The organism is Rothia sp. HMSC061D12, from assembly GCF_001836735.1.
Taxonomy (GTDB): domain Bacteria; phylum Actinomycetota; class Actinomycetes; order Actinomycetales; family Micrococcaceae; genus Rothia.
Map to the genome: position 1 here is coordinate 248,172 of NZ_KV830305.1, position 15,608 is coordinate 263,779.

Genomic DNA, 15,608 nt, shown 5'->3' on the forward strand with positions numbered 1-15,608 from the left:
CGGGTCGTCAGTCTTCACATCCGGCCAGGGAGAAGTCTCGGGCAGCTTCACCTCGGGGGTACCCGCCTGGATGTACAGGGCAGCTGCGAGCTCACCGCGGGTAGCGGGGGTCTTCAGCTTCTCATCAGAAGGAGCAGGCTTCTGATCGTCGTCCTCATTGGGGTCCTGAGCGTTGGGCAGGTTCGCCTCCCGGTAACCGTTCGTGCCGTTCAGGTCCAGGTCCTGCCATGCGAGCAAGGTGCCACGACCCTCGGTGGACTTGCCCACGACCGGTGCGAGCAGCTCGCCCGTCTCGCTGTAACCGTCGTTAGCCCAGACCTCAATCACGTACTTCTTCGAAGCATTCAGGGTGTTTGCCGGAAGATTCACGGTACCGTTCAGGTTGCCGTCACGGTAGGCCGAAGCCTGGGTGGGGTGGTCAAACTCGATAATGTCGCTGGTTGCCAGAACCGGGGTGTTCGAGCCCTTCTCACGAACCACGAACTGGACACCCTTAACGGAGTGGATATCGCCGTTGAACCCCTGACCGCCAACGTTCAGATTCTGCGATTTGGCGGGGTCAGCCACGCTGTTGTAGCCCAGGCGCGGTGCGAACGGCGCCGGCTTCTCACCTAGAGTGTTCAGCACCCGAGTGCTCACCACGTTCTTGCTGGTCCACAGCTCCTGAGCGGTCAGCGGCTTCTGACCCTTCTGCTCAGCGACCACACGAATCTCGTAGCGGACATCGTACTTCGTGCCGCCGGTCGGGTCGTGGAAAATATCGTCGTCAATGAAGTAGTAGGCGGCAAGCTTGTACGCCTCAACCTTCAGGTCAGCCTCGAAGGTGCCGTCATCAGAAATGGTGAAGTCCTGGCCCTCCACGAAGCGCAGCATCTTCGAAGTCGGAATCTCGTAGCCAGAGGGCGCGTATTTTGCGGGGGCAATGTACAGCGCCACGGTGCCGTGCTGTGCACGCCACTCCTTGGTGTAGCCCGTACCCTTCACATGAACGGTACCGCCCTCGGTCGTGATGAGGAAGGGGTTCACGCCGTCGTACTTGTAACCGTCAGGGATGGATACATCCAGGGTTGGGGTATCCGCAGCGTCCTGGTGAGCAACCTGCGGGGCGGCGGCTGCAACGGCTGCATCAGCGGTAGGAGCCGCGTTCTGAGCGAGCGCCGGGGTCATCGGCAGGACCATGGCACTAGCCAACGCCAGCGCGCCGCAACCCTGAGCTGCGCGGAGGAATGAAGACTTAGAGTTCGGAAGCGAGGACATAACACATCCTTAAAAGTTGTTTTTCGCCGGGTCCTGCGGAATCAACGGCGGGTAGGGAATTCGCCGTTGAATCTGCATACACCCTATGAGAAAAGTGGTTGGAAGCCCCGTCGGTTTCGGGGACATTTTCACCCTATCAAACCCTCAGGCAGATGTCAGAGAACACTCAAGAGAAGCTTGAAGGTTCCGAGGTTTTTCACAGATTGATCAGCCGATAAAAACCGAACCCCGTGCATCCTGAGAAGAAGACTCTCAGGGGGCACGGGGTTATGACTCAGACTAGAACCAGCCCACCATAGTCAGTGCGGTTCTGAAAAATAAACATCATCTGCTCCAGCTCACCACGATTTACCATCGTGGTCGCCTCAAAAATACCCCTCTGCGGGTTAATGACACCATGCTGAGCAGACCACAAAATCTCACGGTAGAAGGCGGAACTCGGATTCACATCCGTAAACGAAGAAACACCGGAAACAGCTGGGGAACCTGCTGCACGGTAGGTGAATGCGGCAACAGTAGCGCGTGAAATACCTGCATCTGCATGGAACTTACCATCAGACCAGCCAAAAGTAATGCCCTTCTGGCGAGCCCACACGTAGGCGGGGAAGTTCGGGTCGGTGGTCTTCACATCCGGCCACGGGGAGACCGCCGGGAGGTTCACCTTGGGGGCGCCAGCTTGAAGGTACAGTGCCGCAGCTAGCTCACCGCGAGTAGCACGCTGCTGCTGTTCCTCATCGCTAAGCTTTGAGAAGAGATGCTTATACTTGGGTTTGGGTAGAGATACATTCGTGAATTCCTCAAGACCTTCAAACTTCAAGTCCTGACGGCCCATAAGGACACCGCGGTGCTCCGGCGCCAAACCCACAATCGGGGTGATGAGAGTCTTATCCGTCTGGTTGACATAGCCATAGTCGCTCCATGCTTCAAGGACATACTGCTTAGACGGATCCAGAGTGTTCGCGGGAATTTTGATGGTGCGGTAAACAGCGTTTCCCCACAGCGCCATTACGCCATCGCTACGTTCGTAGTAGCGCTCCATCTCGCTCATGAGCAGGACGGGGGTGCCGGTGCCCTTCTCTCGAATCGTGTACATGACACCCTCACGACCGGGGAGCTCATACGCGCTGAAACCCTCACCCTTAATCATCAGCTCTTGATCTTTCGTGGTGTCCTTCAGTGGATCGTACCTCCAGTGGGCCCCGATAATTTCAGGATGGCGACGGGTATATATTGGCTTGTGAATAGCCACGTTCTTACGAGCCCAAATATCCTCAATGGTCGGCCACGGCTGATCCTCGCCCACGGTGAGGATGCCAATCTCATAGTGCACATCCTCCCCGCGGAAATACGGGACCCCATAAGCGGGGGTGTAGAAACTCTCCAGGTCGCCATATCTGATCGTCAGCTCTGCCTCAAAAGTGCCGTCATCGGCAATAGGGAAACGCCAACCTTCTTCAAAGAAACGCACCGACCTTGAAGGCTCAACGTTATCGGGATGATACTCTGTAGCGGCAATGTAAAGGACTGCCTTGCCGTGCTGCTCACGCCATTCCTTGGTGAGGCCGGTGCCCCTCACCGTAATTTCGTTGTACTCATCGGTGTACAAAGCCGCACCCTCCCCATAATCAATGGTGAAAGACGGGCCATCCGTGACGTCCTGAGAAACCGGGGAGGCGGTATCGGCAACCGGTGCGTTAGGGACAGAAATGTTAGTGACCGGTGCTGTATCCTGAGCCAGCGCCGGAGTCATCGGCAGGACCATAGCGCCAGCCAACATGAGAGCGCAACAACCCTGCGTTGCACGGCGGAATGAAGACTTAGAACTCGGAAGTGAGGACATAAAGCATCCTTATGGTACGTCCCATTGGATGTTTGCAATTCCTGCAGGATGATTTCCGGCCGAATCTTCACCGTCGAAGTTGCGCTAATCCAATAAGAAAATCGTTGATTATCCCCATCGGTTTTGGGGGTAGCCTCAGCATATCAAACCCTTAATGAGAAGTCGCGAGAAATCTCAAGGAATAGTTGAAAGTTTTGAATTTTTGTGCCGCAATGATTCCGCGAGCACCCAAAAATAGATGCAGAAAAAAGCAGAGAAAACGGGCATAGAAAACCCCGTGTTCCCGAATAGAAAAACCATTCTGGAACACGGGGTATTCAGCGTAGAACTAGTCCGCCTTACTCAGCGTGGTTCTACTTGGCACCGTTCTACTTAGCTCGATTCTGGAAGTTGAACAGCATCTGCTCCAGCTGACCACGATTCACCAGGTCCGTCGCATTAAAAGCGCCGAAATCCGGATTGATGACATACTGCTGCGTGGACCACAGAATCTCACGGTAGAAGGCGGAACTCGGATTAACATCCGTGAACGAAGAAACACCGGAAACAGCCGGGGAACCCGCTGCGCGGTAGGTGAACGCCGCAACGGTAGCGTTCGAAATGCCGGCATCCGCGTGGAACTTACCATCAGACCAGCCGAAAGTAATGCCCTTCTGACGAGCCCACACGTAGGCGGCGTAGTTCGGGTCGGTGGTCTTCACATCCGGCCAGGGGGAGGTCTTAGGGAGGTTCACCTTGGGGCTACCAGCCTGAGCGTACAGCGCCGCAGTCAACTCGCCGCGAGTAGCGCGCTGCTGCTGCTCCTGGTAGGTGAGCTTCGAGGTGAAGGTCTTGTATTCTCGCGCGGGCGCAGTAGCATCCATGAAGTCCGGAACACCCTCAAACTTCAGATCCTGACGGCCCATAAGAACACCGCGGTGCTCCGGCGCCAAACCCACAATCGGGGTGATGAGAGGCCTGTCCTTCTTGGTGAGGTCGTAGTCGTAGTCGCTCCACGCCTCAATGACGTACTGCTTAGACGAATCCAGGGTGTTTGCGGGGATCTTGATGGTGCGGTAAAGAGTGCCTCCCTCCAGGCGGGTTACGCCATCGGGACCTTCATAGTAGGACTTCATATCGCTCATCGCCAGGACGGGGGTGCCGGTGCCCTTCTCACGAATCACGTACATGGCACCCTCACGGCCGGGCAGCTCCTCACCAACGAAACCCTCACCCTGGACCAGCAGTTCCTGATCCTTCGTGGTGTCCTTCAGAGCATCATACTTCCACTTAGGTGCCATGACTTCAGGATGGTAGGCGCGGGTGTACATCGGGTGGTGGGCGATAACGTTCTTGCGAGCCCAAATATCCTCAATGCTCGACTGCGGCTGGCCCTTAGCCTCGGTCAAAATACCCGTCTCGTAACGCACCTCATCCAGGGTGATACCCGGGAAATAATCGATGGGAGTGTAGAAACTCTCCAGAGCCTTAGCCTTGATGGTCAGCTTTGCCTCAAAAGTGCCGTCATCGGCAATGGTGAAGTCCTTGCCCTCTTCAAAGCGAAGCATCGAGGTGGAAGGCTCAGCATTACCGGGGCGATCCTTCGTAGCAGCAATGTAGAAGACAACGGTGCCGTGCTGCTCACGCCATTCCTTGGTGAAACCGGTACCCTTCAGGGTCACGGTGCCGCCCTCACCGGTGTAAAAAATGGTGTCATAGTCGGTGGAGTACGTCGGCTGCGCGGCAACATCCTGAGCCGCAGGCTTGGGGGTCACAGCATTTGCCGCCGGTGCATTAGCAGCAGGTGCCGCATCCTGGGCGAGTGCCGGAGTCATCGGCAGAACCATCGCACCAGCCAGCACCAGTGCGCCGCAACCCTGCGCCGCACGGAGGAACGAAGACTTAGAGTTCGGAAGCGAGGACATACATCATCCTTACGGGTCGTACCCACCGGGATGATGCAGTTTCATAGGGTTTCGGGGTGAGAAATCTCCGTCGAATCTGCGCCAACCCAATGAGAAAAGTGGTCGAATATCCCCGTCGGTTTCGGGGACATTTTCACCCTATCAAAGGGTTGGACAGATGTCAGGAAACGCTCAAGAAAAACTTGAAGGTTCTGAGGGGTCTCACAGGTTGACCAGCCACTAAGAACTGAGAACCCAGCACGCTAAACTCAGCACGCTAAACCCCAAAAACAGAGCCCCGCGCTCCTGGGCAGAAAACCTGCTCGGGAACACGGGGGTGTTCAGCTGGCTATGTTTAGCGAGACTGGAAAGCAGCCAGGACAGTCTCCAGATGACCGCGAGTCAGCAGCTGCTGAGGAATGAAATACTGACCACCGTACACCGTAGTCAAATTCTGGCTAGCCCACAGAATCTCACGGTAGAACGCAGAACCAGGCTTAACATCCACGTAGGGGGAATTACCCGTCACCGCAGGAGAACCAGCCGCGCGGTAAGTGAACGCCGCAACGGTAGCGTTCGAGATGCCAGCGTCCGCGTGGAACTTGCCGTCCGACCAGCCGTAGCTGATACCCTTCTCACAAACCCAAATGTACGCAGCGTAGTTCGGGTCGTCAGTCTTCACATCCGGCCAGGGGGAGGTCTCGGGCAGCTTCACCTCGGGCGCGCCGGCCTGAAGGTACAGAGCCACCGCCAGCTCACCGCGGGTAGCGCGCTCCTTACGCTGCTCATCGGTCAAGCTAGGCTTCTTATCCTCAACAGCGTCAGAGCCCTTGAACTTCAGGTCCTGAGAAGCCAGTAGAGTACCGCGGCCCTCGGGTGCCTTACCCACAACGGGGGCGACGAACTCGCCGTTCTCGTAACCGTTGTTACCCCAAACCTCTACGACATACTTCTTCGCGGGATCCAGAGTGTTCGCCGGAACCTTTACGCTACCGGACAGCTCACCATTCACAAACTCAAAGGCGCGGTCGTGATGGTTGTACTCAATGAGGTCGCTCGTCGCCAGAACCGGGGTGTTCGAACCCTTCTCACGGATTACATACTGAACACCCTTAGGGGAAGCAATCTCACCGTAGAAGCCGGTACCCGAGAAGTAAATATCCTGATCCGCGGTGGTGTCGCCCAGAGCCTTGTACTTCACCTCGGGGGCAAACGGGCTGGGGCGGAACGCCTGAGTATGCACCGCAATACGGCGCACCACGTTCTTGCCAGCCCACAGATCTTCAACGGTCAGCGGGGGCTGACCCTGCTTCTCAGCAACCAGGTCAACCTCGTAACGCACCTCGTAACGCGGGATACCGGGGAAGTAGTTGCGAGGCTCGTAGTAGCGCTGAAGCACGTCCGGCTTGACCGTCAGCTGAGCATCCAGGGTGCCATCCTCGGCAATGGTGAAGTCCTTACCCTCCTCAAAACGGAGCGGCGTATCATCAGCGGGCAGAAGGTCACCATCGGGAACACCCTGAGAAGCGGCCAGGTAAACCGCTACATTGCCGTGCTTTTCACGCCACTCCTTGGTGAAACCCGAACCCTTCACGTGGACGGTGCCGCCCTCAAAGGTGTACAGTAGCGGATTCTTGCCGTCGTACAGAACGTCGAATGTCGGAGCGTCCTCCTGGACAGCCTTAGCGCCCGGAACATCCGCAGCCTGCGAACCATCAGAACCGTTAAAGTTCAGCGTCTGAGAAGCGAGCAGGGTGCCACGACCCTCGGGTGCCTTACCCACGACGGGGGTAATGAACTCGTCGCCCTCGTAGCCGTTGTTGCCCCACACCTCGACAACGTACTGCTTTGCCTTATTCAGGGTGTTCGCCGGAATATTGACGGTACCGGTCACATAGCCGCCCTGGTAAGCAAAAGCCAGTTCCTCGTGGTTATATTCGATGATGTCGCTAACCGCCAGAACCCGCGCCCTCAGGGTCTTCTCACGCACAACAATCTGAACGCCCTTTGGGGAGTTAATATCGCCATTGAAACCCCAACCTGAGAAGTTCAGAACCTGATCGTTACCGGTATCCTTCAGCGCGTTGTAGCGCCAGTGCGGGGCGAAAGCATCAGTCTTCTGGGCGACAGCGGCCTTCGGAGCAGGGTCAGCCGGCAGAGAACCAGCCGCCGCAACTGCAGGAGCATCTGCGGCAACATTCTGGGCAAGCGCCGGAGCCATCGGCAAAACCATCGCGCCAGCCAACGCCAATGCACCGCAACCCCGTGCTGCACGGAAGAAGGACGAAGCCTTGAAATTCGGAAGAGCGGACATAATCATTCCTTATCGGTCGGACCCATCGCGCCAATGCAGTTTCTAAAAGGGAGTGAGAAATCTTCGTCGAATCTGCGCCAACCCAATGAGAAGTGGTCGAATATCCCCGCCAATTTCGGGGACATTTTCACCCTATCAAAGGGGTGAATAGAAGTCAGGAAACACTCAAGAGAGACTTGAAGGTTCTGAGGGTTTTCCCAGGTTGACCAACCGCTAAGAACTGAACCCAGGATGCTGAACCCCGCGCACAGTCCTCAAAACAACAGTCTTCAAAAACACAAGCGGCCCCGCACTCCATTCAAGGAGTACGGGGCCACCAAACACACACTAACCAAGCGCTAAAACTAGGCAGTGCGAAAACTATGAAGTGCGGAAGTACAGGTACATCATCATCGCAACACGACCACGAGACGTCTGAGCCGTCGGCTCAAAAGCATTACCCTCAGACACCGTCGACACACCATGGCGCGACGCCCACACAATCTGACGGTAGAACGGAGTCGCAGACGAAACATCGCTAAACGGGGAAGTACCCGACATCTGAATCTTCTGCGCACCATCAGCACGGTACAGAAGCGCCGCAGCGGAAGCATTCGACAGGCGCGCCTCCGCATGGAACTTACCATCAACCCAACCGGACGTAATACGCTCCTGACGCGCCCACAGGTACGCATCATAGTTCGGGTCAGACTCATCAACATCCGCATACGGCGAATGCGCCGGACGGGTCACCGCCGGCGAACCCGCCAGCTTATAGAACATGGTGATCAACTCGCCACGAGTCACCGGATCCTCAGCACCAAACTGGTCCTCAGAAACCGGCTCCATCGTCTGGGTGCGAACAGCCCAACGGATACCCGCATAGTACGCAGAATCCTCAGGGGCATCAGCAAAAATAGTGTTCGCATCCGGCGCGGTCACGGACGGACGCAGAATCTTCGGGCCCTGGGTCGAAGAACTCGACACCAGAGCAGAAGTAGAAATCGCCGAAGCGGTCGCCGGCGCAGCAGTATCCGCCGAAGAAAGACGCGCCTCCGACGAATCATAGAAAGAGAAAAGAGGAGAGAACGGCAGATACAAAACACCCGCCAGTGCCACAGCGCCAACAGCCAGCTCAATGCGGCGGCGCTTACGCTTCTTAGCGGCATCCTGAGAAGAAGTATCGTGGGTGCCCTCCGGTGCCAGCAGAGGCGCAGAAGAATTATGGGCAGTATCAGTCGACTGCTTAGAATCCTGGGACATAAATCCTCAATGTGGTTGATGTTTCGGTGTGTGATGAGCTCCCTCGCACAACAAACGCCCAACCGGAAACGGGCGCGCACCAAGGGGCGCAACAGTCCTAAGCATAAACCACAGCTTGAAAAATATTAATTTACACTCCATGGAACAATTGTGAAAAAGGGGAGTGGTGCACCCCAAAAATCCACCCAATAGCGGGTACCGCATGAGGCGCGCCCCACATGCGGTACAGCCCACATTAGCGTGTTAGCCGGCAAAAATACCTCGAAAAACCGCGGAACATTAGCGGACAACAGCTCCGATCACGCCCCTTGAGGCGCCCTGTAAGCACCTTGTAGCTGCCCCTCAAGGGCACAGAAAAGCCGGGCCGGCGGGATAAAACCAACGTTTCATCGCCGCCAGCCCGGCATAATCCATAGACCCTAGAGACTAGTCCTAGCGAACCTTATAAAGCCCTAGTGAACCTTATAGAGCCCTAGCGGACCTTGTAGTTCATCAAGAAACCAGCCAGCTCACCACGGCTCACCAGCGCAGACGGGTGGTACTCAGAGCCCGGGAAAACCTGTAGCTTCTGCTGCTTAGCCCAAGTGATCTCGCGGTAGAACGCAGAACCGACCTTCACATCGGTGTACGGCGCCTCAGTCGCAGCAACCGGCTTCTTACCATCGAAACGGTACAGGAACGCCGCAACAGTAGCATTAGAGACAGACGCATTCGCGTGGAACTTGCCATCAGACCAGCCGAAAGTAATGCCCTTCTGACGAGCCCAAATGTACGCAGCGTAGTTCGGGTCATCGGTCTTCACATCCGGGTACGGGCTAGTAGCCGGCAGGGTAACCTTCGGGGAACCAGCCATGCGGTACAGCGCAACAGTCAGCTCACCGCGGGTCGCATCATCATTAACGCCGAACCAATCCTTCTCACGAGAATCAATTAGATTCTGATCAGCAGCCCACAGAACAGCCTTGTGGTTCGCGTGAGCAGCCGGAACATCAGCGAAACGCTCACGAGCCTTCTTGTTCGCAGACTCACCGGTCAGAGTCAGGTAATCAGCCGCGATGCGCTCACGCTGACCATCGGCGTAGTTGATGGTTACGAAAATAGCGTAGTGGCTATCCTCATCCAGCTTGGTGCCGTCAACGTTAACGGTCGTCTCAAACGCGCCGGTCGCCACACGGTCAGCGTTCAGAGTGATGCTATCCAGAGCCTCACCGGTCGGGTTGCCGTCAGCCTCAGCCTCAGAGAACAGAACGTTCACGGTAGCGCCAGCCGGAACATTGAAGTCCTTACCCTTCACACGGATAGTGGTCGAAGAGCTCAGATCCACCTTGTCAGTGCTCAAAGAAACCGAAGGAGACGCCTTCTTAACGTTCTCGCCGTTCACCGGAACAAACGCCTGAGTGCTCAGCGCCTGGCTGTTCGCCTCATCGTTATCTTCCGGAACGTTGAACTCGAAAGTCTGCACAACATAGGAGCTACCGGACTTCAAGGTACCCGCCGGGATATCCAGAACAGTCGAGAAACGGCCGTTGGTGTAACCCATGTACTGACCAAAGAAAGCAGAGTAGGAGGTGAACTTAGCCTCCGACTGAGCCAGCGCGGGGCCGGTCGCCTTACCGGTCGCCGGATCAACCGCACGAACCGCAACAATTAGCGACTCGCTACCGTTGTACGAAATGTTCTGGAAACCGGCACCGTTCACGGTGACCTTAGCGTTCTCAGAAGAATTCACCGACGAAGCGCTGTACGACAGGGTGGGGGAATCAACGGCGGGAACATCCGCAACCTTTAGTTCAGTACGAACCTCATCCGCGGGAATCCAGCCGTCTTCAGCGTCATCGCGGTAACCGAGCACAACATCGAAGGACGAGCCATTGGCCTCCAGATAGTTAGCGCCGATAGAAGCGGTCAGGTTCACGGAACCGTCAGCCGCAAAGGCGGAGGCGGGAACATCCTGAACATAGAAGGGGTAATCACGCGGGTGGTGCGGTGAGAAAGCAACGCTTTCACCCTTCGGAACAACGTACAGGCGGAACGACTTGCCTGCAGCGAAGCCCTTGGAGAAACCGGAGCCGCTAACCGTCACGTTGCCGCCCTTGAGAATATCAAAAGTGCCGGAGGTAACCTGCAGATGCTGAGCACCCTGAACTTCACCCTGTGCAACAGCCGGGGCTGCTACCGGAGTAGCAGGTGCGGCAAACGCGGGGGAGAGGGGCAAGAGCATGGCGCCAGCCAGGGTGATGGCACAGCCGCTCTTAGCCATGTTTTTGGGTAGCGCAAAGCGCATGTGGTTGGGAAGTGAGGACATTGTTATCCAATCAGTTTTTATCGGTGTCACGCATCGAGTGTGGTGCGCATAAACACCGTAGCAAATAGTTAAGACATGCCGGAACCTGAAAGGTCATCAGCGCGAAAAATGTCTGTGTGTTTTATTGCATGTCTTAAGGTGAAGTATAGCTTTAAAAAGTATGTGCATGACGTGGAAAATATGCCTAAATATTGTGCTGATAAGCACAAACGCTGGTCACTGTACAAAAAAGAAAGCGCAAAAAACCCACCGCATTCGAAAAATTCGCACCTATGCAACCTCTGCAGGTTGAGAATATTCACAATGCGGTGGGCAAGGCAACATAAAAGTCACCCACAATAAAAGTGGCACATAAACAGAGCCATAAAGTCGCCTATTTGACGAAAGCTACCCAAAATAGTTAACACCGAGAACGGGACACTATGTGAGACGGCTGCCGCCGTGCTCCATGCGGTACAGCATCGTAGCGAGTTCCGTGTGCCCAATAAACGACGGCACATACGCCTCATAGGTAGACTGTTCGCTGATATAACCCCAAATGTGCTGATCAATCGCCCACTGGGACTCCTTACGGAACGAGTAATGCCAGCCAAGAACAGTATTCCACCCGCGTTCAGAAGAACCACCCGGCAGACTACTCTTCTTTGACGCCGAAGAAACAGGACGAGGCTTCGCCGCAGGAACCTTACCCTGCGCCCTCTGATACCTATACAGGAACGCCACTGCCGAAGAATTGTAAACCTTTGCATCCGGGTGGAACTTGCCATCCGCCCAACCGAACGTAATGCTTTGCTGACGAGCCCACACAATCGCGGCATAGTCCGGGTCGTTGGGCTGAACATCCGGATACGGGCTGGCCCCCGGAAGCTCCACCTTCGGGGAACCCGCCAACATATAAAGAGCCACCGTCACATCACGGCGCGTCATATCCTCAGAATAATAGAGATCTGACTTGGGAAGCTGCTGAGCCTTGTACCACCTCTTCGCAGCCTCACGCTCCTCAAACGCGTTCACCACCAAACCAAGATCAGTAGAAACAACCTGCTGCACAGAATCCGCGGCACCACCCTGACCGGGAAGAACCTTCTCCACCACCAGCTTATAGCCGCCCTGATAATTCAGCGCCTCACCGGGAACGGTGAGGGTCGCCTCCGTGTAACCGCTCTGGATACGGTCAGCCGAAATATCCTGCTCCAGCGCCTTCTGGCCGGTCAGATTGCCAGAAGCATCCGTAGCCTGCAGCGAGAAGCGGTAATGGCCCTCAGCGAGGTTCGGCAGGTTCACGGCACGCACCTGCAACGTGTTCTTCTCCCAATAGGGGCTCACCTGCGGTGAATCAGAACGATATTGGTCCATCTGCTGCGGCTCAACGCGCAGAACCGGGGCGGCATCCTTCACCTCGGTGCTCGAGTTAGGCGAGCGCACCGGAATAAACGGGGCAACATCCGTCAAAAGGCTACCGGGTACCTTCTCCTCATCCGGATTCGGGAAGAGGCCGCTGTAGACGCCGATCATGTACGACTTGCCCGGTCGCAGAGTACCCGCAGGAATTGTCACATCAGCAGAGAAATAGTTGTTGAGGAAACTCCAGCAATAGTATTCGCCGCAATCCGTATAACGAACTTTATGGGTGAAAACAGGCTTGCCCACCATCTTTCCCGTTGCAGGGTCAACCTCATACAGCATCAGATACGCCGGGGCACTCCCCGGCTCAACAAGCTGCTTAGAGAGAATATGGTAGCCCTCAATCGTCAGCTGCGTATCAACCCAGGGGTTATCAATCGCCGGCATGCTGTACACGTAAGTAGTATGATCCGGCTCAGGGTCCTGAGTCAGGCTGAGCGGAGTGCGGGCAGTAAGGCGGGGGTCCTCATACTCATCGGCGTTCGGCTCGCGCTCACCCGCCGGGTAGTAGGTTAGCACCACGTCAAGGGCAGGCGAAGGGGTCGCCCGGATGGTCTGCTTCTTGACCTCAAAGGTGAAGGTGAGGCTTCCGTCCGGGTTGTCGTGGACGATACCGTCTTCTCGAAGATGATCGACCTTGCCGCGGTACAGAGGATTTTGGGTTGCCTCGCCGGTGCGGGACCACTCGTAACCGGTACCACGGTTCACGAGACCGAACTGGAAGAGCTTGTACTTCTTACGGAACTCGGGGGTCAACGGGGAAGTCGTCACGGACACCGTGCCGCCCTGAGAAATATTGAGAGTGCCGGTGGTGACCTTCAAATCAATCTTGTCGGCATCGCTGACGCCAGCGGCTGCGGCACCTGTACCTGAGACACCGGGGGCGGCAGCTACGGGGGTTGCCTGCAACGATGCGGCAGGGGAGGCGGCGCTCGCCGCATCCGATTGAGCAGGCTCCACCTGTGCGGGTTTCGCCTGCGCCGCATCAGCATGCACAGCAGGTGTGACCGCCAGAGCCGGGGTCATACCCAGCAGTAGGGAGAGGCTGATTGCCTTTTTACCCTGGGTATTTTGAAGGCGGTTTTTCTGGGCAGGCGTCTTAGCGCCCTGAACTGTGGTTGGTCGGAAGAAAGAAGACACGGTTATCCCATCTAATGTTCTGCACTGTGCTTTCTATACCGGGCTCTCTACACGGTGGTTTCTGCAGGGTGGTTTTCTGCACAGTGGCATTCTGTACGGTGATTGAAGTGAGTGAAGGAAAACGTTGAGTGGAAGGGGAGAAATGAACGGTGAAAATGAACGAGAAGTTGAGTAGAAAAAGGGGTGCACCATTCGCCTGAGCGAAAGTGCTGGCGGGCTGAAAAACCGGGCGATCAGCCCGAAAATTTCAGCCCGCCATCACCGATTGTAAAGCAACACAACAATATGCCGCGTTGCCGCAGGAGGCGACTCTCAAATAGCTACTTCACGGCAACTACTTGAGGCGGCTACTTGAGGTGGCTGCCGCCGTGCTCCATGCGGTACAGCATCAACGCCAAGTCATCGGTGGGCGTTTGCTCCCACGTAAAGTACTCGTGTCGCCCATCCTTGGCGTAACCCCAAATGCGTTGCTGTACAGCCCACCGAGATTCACGCCAAAAAGCGCTACCCTCCTCCAACTCCGTAGCCCAATTCTTAGTGCTCAGCTCAGAATCCTTCGACCCCGGCAAGCTACCATTACGAGGCTGCGGTGCGGCAGTCGGCAAACTGGGGGACACCTTACCGCGCGAACGCTGATACCTGTACAGGAACGCAACAATAGAGCGAGGAGAAAGCTGCACATACGGGTGGAAATTCCCGTCAACCCAGCCAAAGGTCACGCCCTGCTGACGAGCCCAAATATATGCCGCATAATCCGGGTCATCCGGTGTGATATCTCCATAAGGACTCGTAGCCGGAAGCTCCACCTTCGGGGAACCCGCCAGACGGTACAACGCCACCGTAATATCACGGCGCGTCATATAGCTGTTCCTACCTGAATCAGAAAACTCAGGAAGAATCTGACGATGCCTAAACCACTCCCAGGCAACATCGCCTTCCTTATCCTTCGTCACCTCCAGCTGCAGGTCCTTCGAAGTAAGCTGTTCAACCGCCTCAACCGCACCGTCCTTACCGGCAGTCACCTTCTCCAAAACGAGCCTGTACGAGCCGTCATAATTCAGTGCCTTACCGAGGACGTTCAGCTTCTCATCCACCGTGCCGTCATGGATGCTCTCAGCAACAATCTCCTGGTCCAGCGCCTTCTGACCGGTCAAGCGTCCCTGCTCATCAACATGCTGCACCGAGAAACGGTAAGAAACCCCAGGCTGCTTCTTCAGACCCACAGCACGTACCGGCAGAATATTTTCCCCATCATAAGGGCTCACCGTCGTAGCCTTCAGAAACATCTCAGGGCTAGCCGATTCCTTATTAAGCGAACGTACCGGAATGAAATCTGCAACATCATTCAGCAACTCACCGGGGTAATTCTCATCCTCCGGACGGTCTTTACCGTAGAAACCAATCTTATAGACCTTACCCGGCTTAAGCGTTCCCCCAGGAATCGTAATAGACGTCTTAAAATGCTCATTCAGGAAGCCGCTACAGAACTCACCGCAATCCGTATACAGAATCCAATCGGTGAATGCCGGTTCGCCTACAATCTTTCCGGTCTTCGGGTCGACTTCATAAAGAGCCAGAAGCGCCGGACCTCCCAGGTATTCACGATTACCGCTCGCAGTAATGTGGAACCCCTCAAGCGTCAGAGTCGTATCCTTCCACGGGTCATCAATCGCGGAGGTACCGAAAATGTACTTCGTCTCGGTAGGCTTAGGGTCCTGCACAACATTAATAGGTGCACGCGCCACGAGACGGAGATCAGACTGCCAAGGCCCCGGATGGTAGCCCTTCTGGTAGTACGTCAGAATGACGTCGAAAAGAGTGCCTTCTTCAGCCTCAATAATGAGCGGCTGAACATTAAGGAAGAAGGTATAGCTCCCGTCCGGGTTTTCTACCATCTGCTTCGGGTTGGGCTCACGGTCAAAGACGTAGCCGTACTGGGTACCCGGCGTGCGGAAGTAGTTATGCCCAAGATGGAAGTAAGAAGAACCGCGTTCGACCAGAGAAAATTCGTAGAATTCGTAATTCTGACGGAACTCAGCGCTGAGCGGAGGCGTCGTCAGCGTTACGGTGCCGCCTCGAGAAATGTTGAGAGTCTCGGGAGAGACTTTAAACCCGTCCATTTCAGGGTTGCGGGGCTCTTCTCGCACGTGCGGAAGCGTCTGCTCAGACTCGTTAACATCCTCTTGTGCCGCAACGGGGGAGGCGGGGGTCGCCTGTTCCGGG

The 15,608-nt window shown here is 55.9% G+C and carries 8 protein-coding genes; all 8 read right to left on the bottom strand.

All coding sequences use genetic code 11. From position 1 onward, the window contains the following. Positions 1-1,257, bottom strand: a 1,257-nt coding sequence (locus tag HMPREF2682_RS00980; protein WP_070830626.1) for a gluconolactonase, incomplete at its 3' end; no start/stop codon positions are given. A 274-nt stretch (positions 1,258-1,531) separates the two neighbouring features. After that, positions 1,532-3,097 (bottom strand): S-layer homology domain-containing protein, encoded by a 1,566-nt coding sequence (locus tag HMPREF2682_RS00985; protein ID WP_049354789.1) that lies wholly within the window; start codon positions 3,095-3,097, stop codon positions 1,532-1,534. Between the two features lie 368 nt (positions 3,098-3,465). Next, positions 3,466-5,001 (bottom strand): S-layer homology domain-containing protein, encoded by a 1,536-nt coding sequence (locus HMPREF2682_RS00990; protein WP_070688840.1) that lies wholly within the window; start codon positions 4,999-5,001, stop codon positions 3,466-3,468. 334 nt (positions 5,002-5,335) lie between these two features. Next, complete coding sequence (locus HMPREF2682_RS00995) at positions 5,336-7,294, bottom strand: gluconolactonase (protein ID WP_070830627.1); 1,959 nt, start codon at positions 7,292-7,294, stop codon at positions 5,336-5,338. A gap of 360 nt (positions 7,295-7,654) precedes the next feature. After that, on the bottom strand, positions 7,655-8,536 hold the full coding sequence (locus tag HMPREF2682_RS01000) for an S-layer homology domain-containing protein (RefSeq protein WP_070830629.1): 882 nt from the start codon (positions 8,534-8,536) through the stop codon (positions 7,655-7,657). A gap of 472 nt (positions 8,537-9,008) precedes the next feature. After that, positions 9,009-10,841 (bottom strand): S-layer homology domain-containing protein, encoded by a 1,833-nt coding sequence (locus HMPREF2682_RS01005; protein ID WP_070830631.1) that lies wholly within the window; start codon positions 10,839-10,841, stop codon positions 9,009-9,011. Between the two features lie 420 nt (positions 10,842-11,261). Next, the gene (locus HMPREF2682_RS01010; RefSeq protein ID WP_070830633.1) at positions 11,262-13,385 is read right to left on the bottom strand and encodes a peptidase; all 2,124 of its coding nucleotides are present in this window, start codon (positions 13,383-13,385) and stop codon (positions 11,262-11,264) included. 347 nt (positions 13,386-13,732) lie between these two features. Next, a partial coding sequence (locus tag HMPREF2682_RS01015; RefSeq protein WP_070830635.1) for a superoxide dismutase occupies positions 13,733-15,608 on the bottom strand: 1,876 nt, incomplete at its 5' end.

Bases quoted from the DNA above. Each gene is read 5' to 3' on its own strand.
- HMPREF2682_RS00985 (WP_049354789.1), bottom strand. From the start codon at position 3,097: ATGTCCTCACTTCCGAGTTCTAAGTCTTCATTCCGCCGTGCAACGCAG.
- HMPREF2682_RS00990 (WP_070688840.1), bottom strand. From the start codon at position 5,001: ATGTCCTCGCTTCCGAACTCTAAGTCTTCGTTCCTCCGTGCGGCGCAG.
- HMPREF2682_RS00995 (WP_070830627.1), bottom strand. From the start codon at position 7,294: ATGTCCGCTCTTCCGAATTTCAAGGCTTCGTCCTTCTTCCGTGCAGCA.
- HMPREF2682_RS01000 (WP_070830629.1), bottom strand. From the start codon at position 8,536: ATGTCCCAGGATTCTAAGCAGTCGACTGATACTGCCCATAATTCTTCT.
- HMPREF2682_RS01005 (WP_070830631.1), bottom strand. From the start codon at position 10,841: ATGTCCTCACTTCCCAACCACATGCGCTTTGCGCTACCCAAAAACATG.